This window comes from Nocardia rhamnosiphila NBRC 108938, assembly GCF_000720425.1.
In the GTDB taxonomy this organism is placed as follows: domain Bacteria; phylum Actinomycetota; class Actinomycetes; order Mycobacteriales; family Mycobacteriaceae; genus Nocardia; species Nocardia rhamnosiphila.
Genome location: NZ_JOAJ01000004.1, coordinates 1 through 19450 on the forward strand (window position 1 = coordinate 1; position 19450 = coordinate 19450).

Below are 19450 nucleotides of genomic sequence, written 5' to 3' on the forward strand. Positions count from 1 at the left end.
CGCCTCGGAACGGATCAACGGCACCGCCTGACGCTGCATATTCGCACCCATCAAGGCACGGTTGGCGTCATCATGCTCGAGGAAGGGAATCATCGCCGTCGCCACCGACACCATCTGCCGCGGCGACACGTCCATGTAATCGACCCGGCCGGTATCGACGAACTCGACCTCGGAATATCTGCGCCGCACCGCGATCCGCGATTCGACGAAGCGCCCCTGGGCATCGAGCGGTTCGTTCGCCTGCGCGACGACGTGCCGGTCCTCCTCGTCGGCGGTCAGATAGACGATCTCGTCGGTCACCGTGCCGTCGATCACCTTCCGATACGGCGTTTCGAGGAATCCGAACGGATTCACCCGCGCATACACCGACAGGTAGCCCATCAGCCCGATATTCGGGCCCTCCGGCGTCTCGATCGGGCACATCCGCCCGTAGTGGCTGTAGTGCACATCGCGTACCTCGAGGCCGGCGCGGTCCCGGGACAGCCCGCCCGGTCCGAGGGCGGACAGGCGGCGTTTGTTGGTGAGACCGGCGAGCGGGTTGCGTTCGTCCATGAACTGGGAGAACTGGGAGGTCCCGAAGAACTCCTTGAGCGCCGCCACGACCGGACGGATGTTCATCAGTGACTGCGGGGTGATGGCCTCGACGTCCTGGGTGGTCATCCGCTCCCGGACCACCCGCTCCATCCGGGAAAGCCCCACCCGGAACTGATTCTGGATCAGCTCCCCCACGGTGCGCACGCGGCGATTACCGAAATGGTCGATATCGTCCACCTCGACCGGCACCTCGACACCGCCGGGCCCGGTCATCGTCCGCTCCCCCGCGTGCAGCCGCAGCAGGTATTCGACAATGGTGACCAGGTCCGCTTCGGTGAGCACCCGGGGACCGCCCGGCGCGTCCCGCCGGACACCGAACTTCTTGTCCATCTTGTAGCGGCCCACACCCGCGAGGTCGTAGCGCTTCTCCTTGAAGAACAGGTTCTCCAGCAGTGACTGTGCCGATTCCTTGGTGGGCGGTTCGCCGGGGCGGAGCTTGCGGTGGATATCGAGCAGCGCCTCATCGGTACCCGCGGTGTTGTCCTTCTCCAGCGACGACATCAGCACACCGGAGAAACCGAACCGCTCGGTGATCTGTTCGGTGGTCCAGCCGAGGGCCTTGAGCAGCACGGTCACCGGCTGACGCCGCTTGCGGTCGATCCGCACCCCGACGGTGTCACGTTTGTCGACGTCGAATTCCAGCCACGCGCCGCGGGACGGGATGACCCGCACGCTGTGCAGGTCCTTCTCGGTGCTCTTGTCGACGGAATGGTCGAAGTAGACACCCGGCGAACGCACCAGCTGCGAGATGACCACGCGTTCGGTGCCGTTGACGATGAAGGTGCCGCGGTCGGTCATCATCGGGAAATCACCCATGAAAACCGTCTGGCTCTTGATCTCACCGGTGTTGTTGTTGATGAACTCCGCGGTGACGAACAGCGGCGCCGCACATGGTCGCCGCGAAATCCTCGATCGGGCCGACCTCCGCGAGTACCTCCGCCAAGCCGCCGGTGAACGAATCGCCGCGGGCGGCCGCCCGTTCCCGCTGGGCGGTCGCGCCGATCAACCAGCCGAACGATTCGGTCTGGATCTCGAGCAACCCCGGCACCTCCAGGGGCTCACGGACTCTGGCGAACGAGAGCCGCTCGGGACTTCCGGGGATTCGGCTCCCGGCGGATGCCGCGGCAGCGACCTCGTTCTGATCAGGGAGTGCCAAGATGCGTCCTTCCAGCACCGCACGCCGCCCATACCTGCGCGGTACGGGCGTCACGTATCTGCTTGTCAGTGGGCGTTATTGGGATCGCGCACCGCGGGCGGAAGCCGTCCGGACAGGACTCGACGACAACCCGTGGCAGCGAAACGCAGAATGCGCCGCTTCCACGGTGGTTTCTTATTTCGAGAGTCGGACAGCACGCGCCCCGGCGCGAAGTCCTAAATTACACACGAAATCGTCGAATGTCGAGAGACATGAAAAATAAAGCATCCGTTTTCCGATGCTTTCTATTTTGATAATGACACCCCGATCCACCCCACGTCAAGCCGAATGGCGGAAAACCGCCGGAATCGGCCGTCACGGGTTCGAGTGGGGGAGAACACGGCAGGACGGGCCGCGCTGCGCGCAGGCATCCTTCCCGGTCGGGTTCGGCCACCAGGGCACTCACGGGGCCCGGCGTCGAGGAGTTCCCCCGAGCTCGCAGCGCCCGGCCAGGCGCGCGTGAACACCGAATCCAGGGTACGAACAGGCAGCACCACAAGTGGGAAATGAATCAGCGCCACGCCCATCCGGAAGTAATTCCCGAACCTTCCCACCCAAATATATCGTTCCCGATAATTGCGGGATACACCGGGGTCCGTCTCGCCGGTAAATCACCCGTGGAATACAACGAACGGTTGTGCCCGGGTACCACCGCGGTTGTTTGATCGCGGCCCGCCCTTTCTGCTTTGCTCGCGCAGGTCACCGCGAGGACGGACGAGCGAGAGGTGCGCCGGAATGGCGAATGGGCGGTCCCTGGGACGGCAGTTCGGTTGGCTGTGGGCCGCCTACGCGGTAAGCCGTTTCGGTACCGCACTGGCGTTCAACGCTTTCGGCCTCGTCGCCGTCCTCGTCCTGCACGCCGGACCCGCCGAGGTCTCGATACTGGCGGCGGCCGGCCTCGCGGTCGGCGCCCTGGTGGCGATTCCACTGGGGCCCTGGGTCGAGTTCCGCCGCAAGCGGCCGGTCCTGATCGCCATGGACCTCATCCGGTGCGCGGCGCTGCTGAGCATTCCGATCGCCTTCGCGTTCGGCGCACTCGGGTTCCCGCAGCTGCTCGTGGTCGCGATCATCGCCGCGACCGCCGATATCGGCTTCACCGCCGCATCCGGCGCCTATCTGAAGAGCCTGGTGGCTCCGGACGATCTGCTGGTGGCCAATGCCCGCTTCGAATCCACGAACTGGACCGCCATCGTGCTCGGGCCGCCGCTGGGTGGCGCCGCGATCGGACTGCTGGGCCCGATGGCCACCTTGGTCGCGGACGGCCTGAGCTATCTGGCCTCGGCGGCGGGCCTGCGCGCGATCGGCGACCGGGAACCGCGTCCGGCGCGCCCCGGCGCACCGCGTCCGGGCGCGCAGTTCGAGGGCTGGCGATACGTCCTGGGCCATCCCGGCCTTCGCCCGCTGCTCTGCAACGACGCCCTGGTCGGCGCGCTGATCATGGCGACTCAGCCGCTGATGTCGGTACTCATGCTCGGGCAGCTCGGCTTCGCGCCCTGGGAATTCGGGCTCGCGTTCGCGCTGCCCTGCCTGGCCGGGTTGCTCGGGGCACGGCTCGCGCCCCGGCTCGTCGACCGGTACGGACACGGGCGCGTGCTGCGGATATCCGGGATTCTGCGGGTGTGCTGGCCGGTCGCGCTGGGCTTCGTCACCGCCGGTACCGGCGGATTGGCACTCGTCCTGGTGATCCAGACCGCCGTGATCGTATGCATGGCCGTGTTCAACCCGGTCTTCGCCACCTACCGGCTGGAGCAATTACCGGCCGACCGGGCGACCCGCGCCCTGGCGGCCTGGTCGGTGAGCAAGAAGGTCACCATCGCGGTGGTCACCGCGCTGTGGGGACTGCTCGCCGCATGGATCGGAATCCGCGCGGCGATCACACTCGCCGGAGTGCTGCTGTTGACAACACCACTGCTGCTGCCCCGTCCGGACCGAGCGCCGGAAAACCCGGAGGCCGTACCGGCTCGGTGAACCTCAGGCGCGCAATGCCGCGGCGAGGGCCGGGTTCACCGCCATCGCCAGGGCCAGCAGCGACTCCACGAGGAGTTCGATCAGTTCGTCACGGGAGATGGATTCGCCGCGTAGCCACGACAGGGTGGTTTCTTCGGTGAAGGCCACCCAGCCGCGAACCACGAGTATCAGCCGAGGCCGCTCGCGCTCCTCCGGCGACAGCGGGACCTGGGAGAGGATGATATCGACGATCGCGTGCCGGGTCTGCTCGACCATGGCGGCCAACTCCGGGCTGGAGCTGGTGGGTCCGCGCAGCAGGGCCAGGTACGAGGTGCGGTTCTCGCTGACGTAGTCGATATAGCGGCCCACCGAGTCGCGCAGCATATCGAACAGGCTCAGCGTGGGGTCGGGGACGACACGGGCCAGCAGTTCGGCGTTCGCGTGCCGGATCACTTCGAGCTGGAAGTCCTGTTTGGTGGGGAAATAGTGGAACAGCAGTCCCCGGGAGATCCCCGCCTGCGCCGCGATCTCGCTGACCGATATGTCCTCGATCGCCCGTTCGCCGAGCATTTTCACGCCGAGCGTGATCAGCTGCGTCTTCCGTTCGTCCGGGCTCAATCGGACGCGCTTGGCGGGTGCTTCCGGGCTCGTACTCACCTGTCCATCCTACTGAATGCCGTTCAATACTGTTGACTGCGACTCAATAAGCCCTTACGCTCATTATATGAGTCGCAAGGTTACAGACAAAGCTGTCGCTAACCAGCCCACCCGTCATCTGCGGACGATCATCATCGGCAGCGGTTTCGCCGGCCTCGGCCTCGCCATCCGGCTGACCCAGCAGGGCCGCGAGGATTTCCTCGTACTGGAACGCGGTAGTGATGTCGGTGGGACCTGGCGTGACAACACCTATCCCGGCGCCGCGTGCGATGTGCCCTCACACCTGTACTCCTATTCCTTCGCCCTGAATCCGGACTGGTCGCGGTCGTTCTCCCGGCAGGGCGAGATCCAGGCCTATATCCAGGGCGTCGCCGATAAGTACAACGTGCGCGACAAGCACCTCTTCGACTGCGATGTCACCGGCGCCCGCTGGAACGCCGAGACCGCGCAATGGGAGGTGACCACCAGCAAGGGCGATTTCACCGCCGATACCGTGGTCTCCGCGGTCGGCGCGCTGTGCGAGCCCAACCTGCCCGATATCAAGGGCATCAACAGCTTCGAGGGCGAGATCTTCCACTCGGCCCGGTGGAACCACGATTCCGACCTCGCCGGGAAGCGCGTCGCGGTCATCGGCACCGGCGCCTCGGCCATTCAGATCGTCCCGGCCATCGCCGGCAGCGTCGCCCACCTCGATGTCTACCAGCGCACCGCGCCCTGGCTGCTGCCCCGGCTGGATCGCCCCTACCTGCCGCCCGAGCGGCTGGCGTTCAAGCACATCCCGGGCGTACAGCGCCTGTCCCGGGCCGCGATCTACGCCGCCCGGGAGACCCAGGTGGTCGGCCTGGCGAAGTTTCCACCGCTGATGCGCGGTTTCGAAGCCCTGGCCAAGGCCAAACTGGCGATGGAGATCCGCGACCCGGAACTGCGCAAGAAGGTCACCCCGAACTTCCGCATCGGCTGCAAACGCATGCTGATCTCCAACGAGTACTACCCGGCCCTGGACCGCGACAATGTCGACGTGGTCACCGACGGGATCGCCGAGATCCGTGCGAACTCGATCGTCACCGCCGACGGCACCGAACGCGAGGTCGACGCGATCGTGGTCGCCACCGGCTTCCACGTCACCGACTCCCCCGCCTACGAGACCATCTACGGTCGCGACGGCCGCAGCCTGACCGAGGTGTTCGACGATATCGGCCAGCAGGGCTACAAGGGGTCGGCGATCGCCAACTTCCCGAATATGTTCTTCCTGCTCGGCCCCAATGTCGGCCTGGGCCACACCTCGATGGTGTACATGATCGAATCCCAGATCAACTACATCGCCGACGCGCTGGCCACCTTCGAACGCCAGGGTCTGCGCACCGTCGAGGTGCGCCGTTCGGCGCAGGACTCCTACAACTCCGGCCTGCAGAAGAAGCTCACCAAGAGCGTCTGGAGCACCGGCGGCTGCGCCAGCTGGTACCTGGACAAGCACGGCAACAACACAACCCTCTGGCCGGACTTCACCTTCGAATTCCGCCGGATCACAAGGAAATTCGACGTCGCCGCCTACGATACGACGACGGCTGCCGACACGGCGGCCCGACCTGATCTGAAAGTTGTCACCGCACCATGAGCAATGATTCCTACTTCCGCAACAAAGTCTGTGTGATCACCGGAGCCGGGTCCGGGATCGGGCGGGCGCTGGCGGTCAACCTCGCCCGGCGCGGCGCGAAACTGGCCCTCTCCGATATCGATACCGAAGGCCTGGCCGAGACCACCCGCCGCTGCGAAGAACTCGGCGCGGAGGTGAAATCCGACCGGCTGAACGTGGCGGAACGCGAGGCCGTACTCCTCTACGCCGACGCGGTGAAACAGCATTTCGGCGTCGTGCACCAGATCTACAACAACGCCGGTATCGCCCACCACGGCGATATCGCGAAGACCGATTTCAAAGACATCGAACGCATCATGGATGTCGACTTCTGGGGTGTGGTGAACGGAACCAAGGCGTTCCTGCCGTTCCTCCTCGAATCCGGTGACGGTCACGTGGTGAACGTGTCCAGCCTCTTCGGCCTGATCGCGGTGCCCGGACAGGCCGCGTACAACTCGGCCAAGTTCGCGGTCCGCGGTTTCACCGAGGCGCTGCGCCAGGAAATGCTGGTGGACCGCGCACCGGTCAAGGTCACCTGTGTGCACCCCGGCGGTATCAAGACCGCCGTCGCCCGCAACGCCACCTACAGCGACGATATCGACGGCGCGAACGCCAGCTCGATGTTCGACAAGTACCTCGCCATCCACAGTCCCGAAATGGCCGCCCAGACCATTGTCGACGGTGTCCGCAAGGGCCGCGGCCGGGTGCTGATCGGCTGGGAGGCCAAGCTGCTGGACCTGTTCGTCCGCACCGCCGCCGCCGGTTACCAGCGCATCGCGGTCGGCGTCGAACGGCGTTTCCTGCCCTGATCGGTACCGGAGAAGGAACGACATGCGAGATATCGCGCTGCCACTGCCGCTGACGCGGGCCGTCCTGGGCTCGATGTACCGGGTGGCTCTGCACTCCCGGCTGCCCTGGCGGGTCCAGCGGGCCCTGATCGACGCCGGTTCGGCGTTGCAGCCCGTACCGCCGGGCGTCGAAGTCGAACGGATCCGCCTGGGCGGCCGCCCGGCCGAGCGACTCGCACCGGCCGGCCCGGCCCCCGCCGAACCCGCCGCCGTGCTGTACTTGCACGGCGGCGGATACGCCGTGGGTTCGCTCGCCACCCACCGCTCGCTCAACGGCCGGCTCGCCGCCGGAACCGGGCTACCGGTCTACGCCCTCGGCTACCGGCTGGCACCGGAACATCCCTACCCGGCGGCACTGGACGACGCGGAGGCCGCCTTCCTCGAACTGGTCGCCGGACACGGCTACCGGCCGGAACGGATCGCGATCGCCGGGGACTCGGCCGGCGGCGGACTCTCCCTTGCGCTCGCCCAGCGGCTCATCGCCCGGCACGGCCACACCCCCGCCGCGCTCGGCCTGATCGCGCCGTGGGTCGATCCGAACCAGCTCGCCGAACGCCCCCGCGATCTGGTCGTCAACGGGCCCTGGTCGCGGGCCTGCGCCGCGGCCTACCTCGGCACCGGCGATCCCGCCGATACCGGTTACGCCCCGCTGCACGGTGTCCTCGCCGGGCTGCCGCCGGTGTACATCCAGGCCGATATCGACGAACTACTGCATCCGCAGTGCGTCGATCTCACCGCGGCCCTGCGCGCGGCCGGGGTCAGCGTCTCGTTCACCGAGAGCCGCGGCCTCTGGCATGTCGCCCAGCTACAGGCCGCCCTGGTGGGCCCAGCTGCTGCGGCACTGACCGAAATGGCCGATTTCCTCCGGCAAGCCGTCGATCAGCTACCGCTGCGCGACCTAGGATGAAAGCCTGATCGGGACGCGTTCCGCCCTGGTTCCAGGGTGAGATCCAGGGCGTTTACCGGTGGCCCGCGCCCCGTCCGGTTCCGGTGGCGTAAATTACCGACGAGTTGGCAAACAGGGAAAGGCAATGATGCGCGAGTTCGAAGCCCCGGCTTCCTACACCATCCCCGAGGACGCGAACAATTCGGACAACGTGTTCCGCTACGCGAAAGAATCCCCCGCCGCGGTGATGTTCAACGTCCCCGACGGCACGGGCGGCTGGCGCGATGTCCGGGCCGCGGAGTTCGCGAAAGCGGTCACCGATGTGGCCAAGGGCCTCATCGCCTCGGGTGTCGAACTGGGCGACCGGGTCGCCATCATGGCCGCCACCCGCTACGAGTGGACCCTGCTCGATTTCGCCATCTGGGCGGCCGGCGGCTGCACCGTGGCGATCTACGACAGCTCCTCGGCCGAACAGGCGCGCTGGATCCTGCAGGATTCGGCCACCGCGCTGCTGGTCGTCGAGAACGACAAGCACCGCGGCGTCATCGACGAGATCGATCCGGCCGAACTGACCGCGCTGCGGGAAACCCTGCAGATCGACAAGGACGCGATCGACGAACTCGTCCGGCGCGGCGCCGAACTCGACGAGCAGGCCGTCCACGACCGGCGCGCCCAGGTGAACGCGGCCTCCCCGGCCACTCTCATCTACACCTCCGGCACCACCGGCCGGCCCAAGGGCGTCATGCTCAGCCACGCCAATCTCTGGGCCGAATCCCGTGCCGACCGGATCGCGCTGGCGTCGTTCCTGACCCCCGGCAAGAAAACGCTCATGTTCCTGCCGCTGGCGCACGTCTTCGCCCGCGCGGTGAGCCTGGCCGCCTTCGACGCCAAGGTCACCCTGGCGCATACCTCCGACTGGAGCACGCTGGTCCAGCAGTTCGCCGAGCACCGGCCCGATTTCGTGCTGTCGGTACCGCGCGTATTCGAGAAGGTGTTCAACGCCGCCAAACAGAAGGCTCACGACGAGGGCAAGGGCAAGATCTTCGACGCCGCCGCGGCCACCGCGATCGCCTACAGCGAGGCCCTGGGCGCCGGGAAACCCGGCCTGGTACTGCGGGCCAAGCACGCACTGTTCGACAAGCTCGTCTACGGCAAACTGCGGGCCGCCCTCGGCGGCAACTGTCAGGCCGCCGTCTCCGGCGGTGGCCCGCTGGGCGCCCGGCTCGGACACTTCTTCCGCGGTGTCGGCGTCACCATCTTCGAAGGCTACGGCCTCACCGAGACCACCGCCGCCGTCTCGGTCAACACCCCCGAACACATCCGGGTCGGGTCGGTCGGCCGTCCGCTCGAAGGCCACGCCGCCAAGATCGGGGAGGACGGCGAACTGCTGCTGCGCGGTCCCGTGGTGTTCGCGGGTTATTGGGGCAACGAGCAGGCGACCGCCGACGCGTTCGCCGACGGCTGGTTCCGGACCGGCGATCTGGGCGCCATCGACGCCGACGGTTTCATCACCATCACCGGCCGCAAGAAGGAAATCCTGGTCACCGCGGGCGGTAAGAACGTCTCCCCGGCGCCCATGGAGGACGAGCTGCGGGCGCATCCGCTGATCGGCCAGGTGATGGTGGTCGGGGACGGGAAACCGTTCATCGGCGCACTCATCACGCTGGACCCGGAGGCGCTGCCGGGCTGGAAGGAACGCAACGGCATCGCCGTCGAGGTGGAGATCGCCGAACTGGTCGAGAACCCGGCCCTGGTCGCCGAGGTGGAGGCCGCGGTCGCCGAGACCAACAAGAAGGTTTCCAAGGCCGAGCAGATCAAGAAGATCAATATCCTGACCTCGGACTGGACCCAGGAAACCGGCGAGCTGACGCCGAAGATGTCGCTCAAGCGGGCGGTCGTCATGAAGCAGTACGCCACCGAGGTGGACAAGATCTACGGCTGATCCCCGCAATGCGAACGGCCCGGTGAGCATATGCTCACCGGGCCGTTCGCGTTCGGTCCCGCGACGGGCTAACCGGTCAGCGAGTCCGCCTTGTCCAGATCCAGGGCGCTCCGGTCGGGCGCGTCACCGGCCTGGAAGCGGATGAACAGGACCGAGGCGACCACCCCGACCAGCAGCAGCGCAGCCGGCAGCAGGGTGGCCTGGCTCAATGCGGTACTGAATGCCTGCTTCACCGGCTCGGGCACCTGACCGGCACCCATCCCTTCCCCGGCGGGGGCGCCGCCCAGTCCCGCCGCGCTCATCCGCGCGGCGATCAGGGCACTGATCGCCGCGCTACCGAGCACCGACCCGACCTGACGGGTCGTGTTGTAGACGCCCGCGCCCGCGCCGGCCTGCGAGATCGGCAGATTGTGGGTGGCCGTGGTCGCCAGCGGCGCCCAGATACAGGCGTTCGAGGCGCCCGCCACCGCGCCCGCCACGACCATCCAGGTGATATTCGCGTGCGGATCCCGCATGACCAGAGCGAACCAGAAGACCGAGAGCGCGAACACCAAGAACCCGACGGTCGGAATGATCCGCGGATGCATCCGGTCGGACAGCCGGCCCACCACCGGCGCGGCGAACCCGGTGACCACGGCCATCGGCGCCAGCACCAGCGCCGACCGGGTCGGCGACATACCGTGGACGGCCTGCAGATAGAAGTAGATCGGCACCATCAGCGCGGTGACGGACGCACCCATACTGGCGATGGCCAGATTCGACAGCGAGAAATTGCGGTCCCGGAACAGCGGCAACGGCAACAGCGGCTCGCCCGAACCGCGGGCCTGGGTGACCACGAAGACGGCCAGCACCACGATCCCGGCCACGATCATCGCCCAGATCTTCGCCGACCAGTCGCTCGTATTGCCCTCCTGGATACCGAAGACCAGCAGGAACATGCCCACCGCGCTCAGCACCACGCCGACCAGGTCGAACTTGTGCTCATGCGTCGGCAGCGCCGGCACCAGCCAGACGGCGAGCGCGAAGGCCACCACCCCGACCGGCACGTTGACGATGAAGATCCATTCCCAGCCGAGACCGTCGACCAGCACCCCACCCAGGATCGGGCCCACCAGCGTCGCCAGCCCGGCGACCGCGCCCCACATACCCATGGCGGCGCCCCGCCGGTCCGGTGGGAAGGTCCGGGTGATCACCGCCATCGTCTGCGGGGTCATCAATGCCGCGCCCAGGCCCTGCACGGCCCGCGCGGCGATCAGGGTCTCGATATCACCGGCCAGCCCGCACGCCAGCGAGGACAGCGTGAATACCGCGAGCCCGAACAGGTAGATGTTCTTGGGCCCGAACCGGTCGCCCAGCCGCCCGGTGATCAACAGCGGCACGGCGTAGGTGAGCAGATAGGCGCTCGTCACCCAGATGACCTGCGCGATATCGGCGTGCAGATCGGCCATGATCGCCGGATTCGCGACAGCCACGATGGTGACATCGAGCAGGATCATGAAGAATCCGACGACCAGCGCACCTAATGCGAGCCACGGATTGCGTTGAGTGGGCATAGCTTCCGTTCCTGTCGAGCGGCGCCCGATGCGCCGTTTCGTGGATCTGTCGCGATGCGCCGCACGGGCGCACCACCTGGGACTACCGGCCCACCGTACGGACGGGGCACGACAGCCGCGGCCTGCTCATGCCGTGGTCACTCCGAACTCCAGGTACGACGCCGGGCGCCGCGCCAACATTCCGGGCATATCGGACCGATCCTAGTCCTGCTCAGAGACCGTGCGCGTCCAGCCAGGTGCGGGCCAGTTCCCCCGGGTCCGCGGACTCGTCCCGCACCCGCAGCACCAGGGCCGCGAGCTCATCGGTGGTGAGTTCACCGGCCACGTAATTCAACTTCTCCAGCTGCCGATCGTCCAACGCCCCCTTGCGCACCAGCGCGAGCGGGTTCTCCGGTCTGATCGCGTCCGCCGGGTCGGCGAGCACCTTCAGCCCCTCGGTACCGCCCGGCAGGAATTCGGCCGGACCGGCCAGCACCGCGGCCTGGACCCGGCCCTCCAGCAACGCACGCCGCAGTTCCTCGGGCTCGGGAAATACCTCGGTCGAGGCGAATGCGCAGTCCGTGATCTTCCCGGCGACCTCCGGTAGCTCGAACAATCCCGGAACCGCGGCGACACCGGCGACCATCGATGGACACTGCCCACCCAGCTGCTCCACCGAATCGATCCCACGCTGCTCGGCGACGGCGGTGGTGACCAGCACCCGCGGTTCGAAATCCGCGCCGTCGGCCACATCGGAGGTGATCGTGCCCTGCGGCAACGACCCGTTCAGTTCCTCCGTGACCTTCTCGGTGGTGGTCGCCTCGGCCCCGGTATTCAACTCCGCCAGCAGAGCGCCGTTGTGGTCACCGGCCACCGCCACGGTCCCCGCGTCCAACGCCGCGAACACCTCCGCGCGATCATCCAACCCCGGCTCCACCCGCACCGCGGCCCCGGTCCGCGCCAGCGCCTGCGCGTAGATCTCCGCCAGCACCCGTGACTCGGCTGCCCCCTGCGCCCCCACCACCAGCGGCTCGGTCTCTTTCCCACCACATGAGACGGTCAGCACGGCGAGAACAGGCACCAGCACCCGAGCAACGACACGCGTCGACGCGGCCAGCAGCATTGCGCGAGACACCTCTTCCGTAACCAGCCCGCCGCACCCGAACCGGGCACCCGACAACTCTCAGAAATCTACAGGGTCCCCGCTGGCGGATGACCGGGGCGCAGCGGAAGCGCCTGGGGCTTCAGGGGATGGGCACGAACCGGACCCGGACACGACTACACGCTCACGGGTTCGAACGTGACCGGGCCGCAGAGGTGGGAGATGCGCGCCCGCTCGCGAAGGTCCTGTGTTTATTGGCGCGCCTTCGGCGCGCGGGGTCGACGCCGAAGGCGGCGCCAAAGAACACCGCAAAAACTACAGCACCCGGCCCAGGGTGGCGGCCGAGTGCTGTAGTTGCGGTTACCGCCCGGGTAAGGCGGAACGATCTATCAGGCGACGCCCTCCGCGCGGGCGGCGGCGGCGACCGCGTCGGCCACCGCGGGGGCGACGCGCGGGTCGAGCGGGCTGGGCACGATCTTGTCGACGGCGAGTTCGTCGGCGACGACGCCGAGGATGGCGTTGGCGGCCGCGATCTTCATACCTTCGGTGATGCGCCGGGCGCCCGCGTCGAGCGCGCCCTTGAACACGCCGGGGAAGGCGAGCACATTGTTGATCTGGTTCGGGAAGTCGCTGCGGCCGGTGGCGACGATGGCGGCGTATTTGCTGGCCACATCGGGGTGGATTTCCGGGTCCGGGTTGGACATGGCGAACACGATCGACTCCGGGGCCATCGAGGCGATGAGCTCTTCGGCGATGGTGCCCGCGGACAGGCCGAGGAACACGTCGGCGCCGGCGAGGGCGTCGGCGGCGGTGCCGGTGAGGCCGCGCGGGTTGGTGCGCTGGGCCAGGTCGGCCTTGACCGCGTTGAGGTCACCGCGGTCGCGGCTGACGATGCCCTTGGAGTCGAGCACGGTCACATCGGCGACACCCGCGGCGAGCAGGATGTTGGTGCAGGCGACCCCGGCGGCACCGGCGCCCGACACGACCACTTTGAGGCCGGAGGTGGCACGGCCCTGCACGGCGGCGGCCCCGTTGAGGGCGGCCAGCACCACGATGGCGGTGCCGTGCTGGTCGTCGTGCATGACGGGGCAGTCGAGGGCTTCCACGACCCGCTTCTCGATTTCGAAGCAGCGGGGGGCGGAGATGTCCTCCAGGTTCACGGCGCCGAAGCTGGGGCGCAGGCGGATCAGGGTTTCGACGATCTCGTCGACGTCCTTGGTGTCCAGCACGATCGGGATGGAGTCGAGTCCGGCGAACTTCTTGAACAGCGCCGACTTGCCCTCCATGACCGGGAGGGAGGCGCGCGGGCCGATATCGCCGAGGCCCAGCACCGCCGACCCGTCGCTGACCACGACCACCAGGCGGTCGGTCCAGGTGTAGCGCTTCGCCAGGCTCTCGTCCTCGGCGATGGCGCGGCTCACCTGTGCCACCCCGGGGGTGTAGGCGATCGATAGGTCGCGCTGGGTGGCCAGCGGCGAGCTGAGCTCGACCGAGAGCTTGCCGCCGAGGTGACCCGCGAAGATCTCCTCGTGAGTGATCGCCGAGAGATCTTGGACCTCTTCTTTGCTGGCGGTGGCGTTCGGTGCGTCAGTCACAGAGGACACGATTTCACTCCTGCTGGTTGCGGTCGTAACCGGTGGACGGTTACCGCCGGGTATTTGGTGTTATCTGCGTCATATCGTTCATCGGCGGCGCGACCAGGATGTTTCCTGGCGCAACCGGTACCCGGAGGACCCGGGAGCCCGGACACGGGGCAATAGATGATGGCGCTGATTTCGGGCAGCTACTGTCCGGGTGGATTTCGGACGGGTTGGTCCGAATGAACTCGACCGGTGCCCGTTTCCCGTCGCGACGGTGCGTCGCGGAGCGGCGGGCGCCTGATATCCCCGACCCGGCGGTGGCAACGATCGGGAATCCGCAACATTCTGCCAGGTCCCGGATCGTTCGCCAAACCGGGCCCGGCGGATTGCGCGTTTCGGACACCACGGGGCCAGCGTAGGCCGCGAGCATTACCTTCCCGTGAGCGGAAACTCGCGAACGGCGCCGCGGTCCGGTGAGACACCTCAAAGGTTCCGGGAAGCCGGGTGAACCCGGCGACCGGAACGTACTGCGCCGCCGGTCAGCCCCACCACTGGGTCCACAGCAGAATCGCGCCGGAACCCAGCACCACCACCGCCGCGCCGAGGCTCGCCGCGCCCCGCACCCGATCCGAATACACCTGTGCCACAACGGCTATCACGGCAACAGCGATATGCCAGGCCACCGATTCGGCGCCGGGCCCGGGAAATCCACGGCGCTCGCCCATGATCTCCGCCCCGACGACGACCAGTGCCAGCAGCACCAGCCCGGCCGCCGCCACACCGCTGATGCCGCGCACTACTCTCATGCGGCCAGTACCGGTACGCCGGTGGCCCGGCCGGCCAGTTTCTCGAACTGCGCCGGGTCGGTGGTGCATTCGCCCAGGCCGATGGTCTTGTTGGCGCCGTGGTAGTCCGAGGAGCCGGTCGCCAGCAGTCCGCATTCACCGGCCAGTTCCCGCAGTACCGCCCGGTCCCGGGGGCTGTGGTCGGGATGATCGACCTCCAGGCCGCCCAGTCCGTGCGGCGCCAGGTCGCGCACCTCCTGCAGGTCCAGCAGCCGGCCCCGGCTGCGGGCCCGCCCGTGGGCCAGCACGCTCACGCCCCCGGCGCCGGCGATCATCGCCACCGCCCGGCGCAGCGGGGTATCGGCCTTCTCCACGTAATAGGGGCCGTCCGAGGCGAGCAGATCGGCGAAGGCGGCATTCACCGAGGGCACCACACCCGCTTCGACGAGGGCGCGGGCCAGGTGGGGGCGGCCCGCGGCGGGGCCGGCGGCGGCCAGCACCGCGTCCGGGTCGATCGGAAGCCCGTCGGCGGCCATCTGTTCGGCCATGGCGCGTAGTCGCTCGACCCGTTCGGCACGCAGCCGTTCCCGTTCGGTCGCGAAACCGCTGTCGGCGGGGTCGAACAGGTAGGCCAGCAGATGCACCGACACGGGGTAGCCGTCGACACCGCGGCCCACGCACGACATCTCCATGCCCCGGATCAAGGTCAGCCCGGCCGGGCGGGCGGCCTCGGCCTCGGCCCAGCCCGCAGTGGTGTCGTGATCGGTGATCGCGACGACGTCCAGCCCGGCATCGGCCGCTTTGCGCACCAGTTCGGCCGGGCTGTCGGTGCCGTCGGAGGCGGTGGAGTGGGTATGCAGATCGATGCGCACCCGTCCAGTCTTCCAGTGCTCGTCCGGGGCGCTGCCGGTGCGGGGCGGCAAGCGCGGGCGTGGCGGCGTTTCCGGGACGCGGTGACCGGAGCTTTCCGTGGAGGTCCCGGCTGTGGTTGCCGCGACGTAGCATCGACGCGTGCCTTCGATTCCGCTGCCGTTCCATGGTCCGGGGCGGACGCGGCGTTCCACCGCGGTACCGCATATCCGAGTACCCACCGCGCGTGCGGTCGTCGACTGCGCGGTCTATGTGGACGGCAGCCGGCTCCCGGGCCGCTACACCCACGAGAAGGCGCTCGCCGCCGCCCGGGAACGCGGCGGTTTCGTCTGGCTGGGTCTGCACGACCCCGACGCCGAGCAGATGGGCGAGGTGGCCGAGACCTTCGGATTGCACGCCCTCGCCGTCGAGGATGCGGTCCAGGCCCATCAGCGGCCGAAACTGGAGCGTTACGACGACACCCTCGTGATGGTCATGCGCACCGTCGCCTACCGGGAACACGAACTGCACACGGTCAGCGAGATCGTCGAAACGGGCGAACTGCTGATCTTCACCGCACCCGATTTCGTCATCGCCGTCCGGCACGGCGAACATTCGCCGCTCGCGACCGTGCGCCGGGACCTGGAAGCCGACCCCGCCCGATTGCGATTGGGCACCGGCTCGGTGCTGCACGCCATCGCCGACCATGTGGTCGACTCCTATATAGACGTCGTGCAGGCGGTGGAATTCGATATCGACGCGATGGAAGAAGAGGTGTTCACCCCGCGCACCAGGATCACCGTAGAGGCGATCTACCAGCTCAAACGCGAAGTGGTGGAACTACGGCGCGCGGTCAATCCGCTGGCGCTGCCGCTACAACTGCTGGTGCACAAGGAGGAGCTGCCGATCGACCCGGAGATCCGGCGCTATCTGCGCGATGTCGCCGACCACCACACCGGCGTCGCCGAACGCATCACCGATTTCGACGATTCGCTCAGCGCTCTCATCAGCGCCGCGCTGACCAAGATCACCGTCCAGCAGAACACCGATATGCGCAAGATCTCGGCGTGGGTCGCCATCGCCGCGGTGCCGACAATGATCGCCGGTATCTACGGAATGAACTTCGAGCACATGCCGGAACTGCGGATCAGCTGGGGTTATCCGGTGGTGCTGGTGGTCATCCTCGGCATCTGCCTGACGCTGCTCGCGCTCTTCCACCGCAACGACTGGCTCTGACCGGGCCCGGCCACCGCCGGACCCCGCACCGGACGCTACAGCGAAGCCGCGCCCCGGCCGGGGTCCAGCACATCGATCCCGGCCTCGGCCCAGGCATCCCGCAGCGCCTGCGCCCCGCGCACCCGCACCCAGGCCGCCTCGGTCGCCGTCACCGGCGTCACCGTGAAATACCGCACCGGCTCCGCCGGATCCGGTAACTCGATCTCCGGGATCTCCCCCGCGCCCAGCAGCACCGCCGTGAACGGCGCGTCCTGCCAGATCGGTTCGCCCAGATCCAGGAGCGCGTCCGCCTGCAGCACAACACCTTCGACCGCGGGCGCCGCCGCCAGCACCCCCAGCGTCCGGGCCACCCCCGCCCCGGCACCGGCCGCCGACCGCACCGTCAGCACCAGCTCCGCCCGCGGACCGCGCACCGGATCGGCGTGCAGATCCCCCGGATCGCCCATCGGATGCCGCGACCCACCGACCGTCAGATAGTGCGTCACACCGTCACCGGGGATGCGCAGGATCTCGATCGGCTCGAGGCCCAGGAAGGTCATCGAAGCCGTATCCACCGCGGCCGCGTCCACCCCGAAGAAATCCGCCACGGCCGTCCGGACGCGTTCGAACACGTCCATCCGCTAGATGGCCAGCTTCGCGAGCAGATCCCGGGCCTGTTCGGCCGTCTTCGGGTCACACAACACGTCGTAACGGCCCGCGACCAACTGCATGGTCGACGCGAAATCCCGCTGACCCCGGGTGGCCGCGTACGGGATGGTCGTCGAGATGACCCCGAAGATGATGCCGCCGACCAGGCCCACCACCAGCGGGCCGGCCATACCGTTGGTGGTGAACAGGCTCAGCAACAGACCCAGGAACAACCCGAGCCACGCACCCGAGACCACACCCCCGCCGATCACCTTGCCCCAGTTCAAGCGGTACAGCACCCGCTCGACCTGCATCAGGTCCACGCCGACGATGGTCACGTTCTGCACGGGGAACTGATTGTCCGCCAGATGATCCACCGCACGCTGCGCCTCGGCATAGGTCGGATACGAACCGACCGGCCACCCGGAAGGGGGCGTGGGCAGACCCTGCCTACCGCGATTCGAGCCTCCAAGAGGGTTCGTCATAAGTCCATTCTGTCTTATTTGGCGCCGCCTGCGGCGGCGCGGGGTTGAGGCCCCCTTGGTCTCGTCGTTTCGGCCTCGAGACTCGAGCCTTCGGCTCATGCGCTTTCGAGGCCGAAACGACGAGACGGGCCTCAACCCTTCGAGGTGTCTCGCAAAACTCGACACATGCGGGTTACGTCGGCATTCGATGGCCAGGATCGAATGCCGACTCGGCCACTCGGCCGACCTGGTGTCTGATCGCCTTCACGAATGGCAGCGCCCTCTCGGTGCCGAGTCTTACGAGGCCCTGAAAAGGTCGAGGCCCGCGCGCCGGAGGCGCGCAAATAAACACATCACCTTCACGAGCAGGCCCGCACACTCGCCTTCACGAGCGAGCCCGCACCTTACAAACGAGCATTCCCAGCAACAAAGCCGCCAACCGGTAGGCCTGGGTGCTCACCGAGACGCGGGCCGGCCGGCGCGGGGTTGACAGCATCGTGCGCCGGGTACCGCGGACGATCCCTCGATCACCGCCATTCCGGTCGCGGCCGACCCTGGACCCGCCGGACGAACTCTTACTCCGGTGGTGTGAAGGTGGTCGTGCGTTTCATCCCCGCCGCCCGGCCCTTTTCCGCGATGACCACCGCCATTTTCGCGCTGGCCTCGTCGATCATCTCGTCGCCGAGCATCACCGCGCCGCGGGCGCCGCCGGCGGCGGAGGTGTGGTAGGCGTAGGCCTCCAGGATGAGTTCGGCGTGGTCGTAGTCCGCCTGCCGGGGGCTGAAGATCTCGTTGGCCGCGTCGACCTGGCTCGGGTGCAGTACCCATTTCCCGTCGAAGCCCAGGGCGGCGGTGCGGCCGGCGGCGCGCCGGAAGCCGTCGATATCGCGGATCTGCAGGTAGGGGCCATCGATGGCCTGCAGGCCGTGGGCGCGGGCGGTGAGCAGGATGGTCATCAGGATGTGGTGGTAGGCGTCGCCGGTGTCGTAGCCCTCGGGCTGTTCACCGACCACGAGGGTGCGCATATTGATGCTGGCCATGAAGTCGGCCGGGCCGAAGACCAGGGTCTGTACCCGGGGGCTGGCCGTGGCGATCTCGTCGATATTGCGCAGGCCGAGCGCGTTCTCGATCTGCGGTTCGATACCGATGCGGCCGGGTTCGAGTCCGTTGGCCCGTTCCAGCTGGCTCAACAGCAGATCCAGTGCGCGCACCTGACCGCCGTCGGTGACCTTGGGCAGCAGGATCGCGTCGAGTGCGGTACCGGCGCCGTCGACCACCGAGATCACATCCGCGTAGGTCCACTGCGTGGTCCAGTCGTTGACCCGTACCACTCGCAGCTGCCCACCCCAGCCGGAGTCGTTGAGGGCGGCCACGATATTCGCGCGGGCCGCGGCCTTGGCCTCGGGTGCGACCGCGTCTTCGAGGTCGAGAAAGACCTCGTCGACCGGTAGGCCCTTGGCTTTGGCGATCATCTTGGGATTGCTGCCCGGCACGGCGAGCACGGAACGGCGCGGCTTCATCAACTCTCCTGGGGGTCGGCCCGGTCCGGCCCCGGAACATCTAGCCTGACACC

At 67.7% G+C, this 19450-nt stretch carries 15 protein-coding genes and 1 pseudogene; 6 read left to right on the plus strand and 10 right to left on the minus strand.

The window, feature by feature from the left end:
• Positions 1-1753: pseudogene (locus tag IG75_RS0115790) on the minus strand (DNA-directed RNA polymerase subunit beta); the annotation flags it as partial.
• 771 nt (positions 1754-2524) lie between these two features.
• Here IG75_RS0115790 and IG75_RS0115800 point away from each other — a divergent pair.
• Positions 2525-3757 (plus strand): MFS transporter, encoded by a 1233-nt coding sequence (locus tag IG75_RS0115800; RefSeq protein ID WP_030522034.1) that lies wholly within the window; start codon positions 2525-2527, stop codon positions 3755-3757.
• A 3-nt stretch (positions 3758-3760) separates the two neighbouring features.
• Here IG75_RS0115800 and IG75_RS0115805 read toward each other — a convergent pair whose 3' ends face one another.
• Entirely contained in the window at positions 3761-4393 is a 633-nt protein-coding gene (locus tag IG75_RS0115805; protein ID WP_030522035.1) for a TetR/AcrR family transcriptional regulator, read from the minus strand.
• 67 nt (positions 4394-4460) lie between these two features.
• Here IG75_RS0115805 and IG75_RS0115810 point away from each other — a divergent pair, with 67 nt between their 5' ends.
• From IG75_RS0115810 to IG75_RS0115825, 4 genes are all read left to right on the plus strand, one after another.
• Positions 4461-6008, plus strand: coding sequence for a flavin-containing monooxygenase (locus tag IG75_RS0115810; RefSeq protein ID WP_036514202.1), 1548 nt, complete (start codon positions 4461-4463; stop codon positions 6006-6008).
• Positions 6005-6835: an SDR family NAD(P)-dependent oxidoreductase gene (locus tag IG75_RS0115815; RefSeq protein WP_030522037.1), complete on the plus strand. Its 831-nt coding sequence runs from the start codon at positions 6005-6007 to the stop codon at positions 6833-6835. The genes IG75_RS0115810 and IG75_RS0115815 overlap by 4 nt, the downstream gene beginning before the upstream one ends.
• 22 nt (positions 6836-6857) lie before the next feature.
• Complete coding sequence (locus tag IG75_RS0115820; protein ID WP_030522038.1) at positions 6858-7781, plus strand: alpha/beta hydrolase; 924 nt, start codon at positions 6858-6860, stop codon at positions 7779-7781.
• Positions 7782-7908: 127 nt separating this feature from the next.
• A complete protein-coding gene (locus tag IG75_RS0115825; protein ID WP_030522039.1) occupies positions 7909-9702 on the plus strand; it encodes an AMP-dependent synthetase/ligase in 1794 nt (597 codons plus the stop codon).
• A 68-nt stretch (positions 9703-9770) separates the two neighbouring features.
• On the opposite strand, the gene IG75_RS0115830 is transcribed toward IG75_RS0115825, so the two are convergent.
• From IG75_RS0115830 to IG75_RS0115850, 5 genes are all read right to left on the minus strand, one after another.
• Positions 9771-11255 (minus strand): DHA2 family efflux MFS transporter permease subunit, encoded by a 1485-nt coding sequence (locus IG75_RS0115830; RefSeq protein ID WP_030522040.1) that lies wholly within the window; start codon positions 11253-11255, stop codon positions 9771-9773.
• Between the two features lie 211 nt (positions 11256-11466).
• Positions 11467-12369, minus strand: coding sequence for a glycine betaine ABC transporter substrate-binding protein (locus tag IG75_RS0115835; protein ID WP_281181635.1), 903 nt, complete (start codon positions 12367-12369; stop codon positions 11467-11469).
• 356 nt (positions 12370-12725) lie between these two features.
• Positions 12726-13931 (minus strand): NAD(P)-dependent malic enzyme, encoded by a 1206-nt coding sequence (locus IG75_RS0115840; RefSeq protein ID WP_030522042.1) that lies wholly within the window; start codon positions 13929-13931, stop codon positions 12726-12728.
• A gap of 524 nt (positions 13932-14455) precedes the next feature.
• The gene (locus IG75_RS0115845; RefSeq protein WP_030522043.1) at positions 14456-14722 is read right to left on the minus strand and encodes a hypothetical protein; all 267 of its coding nucleotides are present in this window, start codon (positions 14720-14722) and stop codon (positions 14456-14458) included.
• A complete protein-coding gene (locus IG75_RS0115850) occupies positions 14719-15573 on the minus strand; it encodes a PHP domain-containing protein (RefSeq protein ID WP_030522044.1) in 855 nt (284 codons plus the stop codon). Before IG75_RS0115850 ends, IG75_RS0115845 begins: the two co-directional genes overlap by 4 nt.
• A 139-nt stretch (positions 15574-15712) precedes the next feature.
• On the opposite strand from IG75_RS0115850, the gene IG75_RS0115855 reads away from it, so the two are divergent.
• Entirely contained in the window at positions 15713-16786 is a 1074-nt protein-coding gene (locus IG75_RS0115855; RefSeq protein ID WP_030522045.1) for a magnesium and cobalt transport protein CorA, read from the plus strand.
• A gap of 35 nt (positions 16787-16821) precedes the next feature.
• Here IG75_RS0115855 and IG75_RS0115860 read toward each other — a convergent pair whose 3' ends face one another.
• The 3 genes from IG75_RS0115860 to IG75_RS0115870 all read right to left on the minus strand — a co-directional run bounded on the left by IG75_RS0115860 (position 16822) and on the right by IG75_RS0115870 (position 19397).
• Positions 16822-17403, minus strand: a complete 582-nt coding sequence (locus IG75_RS0115860) for a suppressor of fused domain protein (protein WP_030522046.1) — start codon at positions 17401-17403, stop codon at positions 16822-16824.
• 3 nt (positions 17404-17406) lie between these two features.
• Entirely contained in the window at positions 17407-17898 is a 492-nt protein-coding gene (locus IG75_RS0115865; RefSeq protein ID WP_030522047.1) for a YflT domain-containing protein, read from the minus strand.
• 554 nt (positions 17899-18452) lie between these two features.
• On the minus strand, positions 18453-19397 hold the full coding sequence (locus tag IG75_RS0115870; protein WP_030522048.1) for an HpcH/HpaI aldolase/citrate lyase family protein: 945 nt from the start codon (positions 19395-19397) through the stop codon (positions 18453-18455).
• Between the last annotated feature and the right edge of the window lie 53 nt (positions 19398-19450).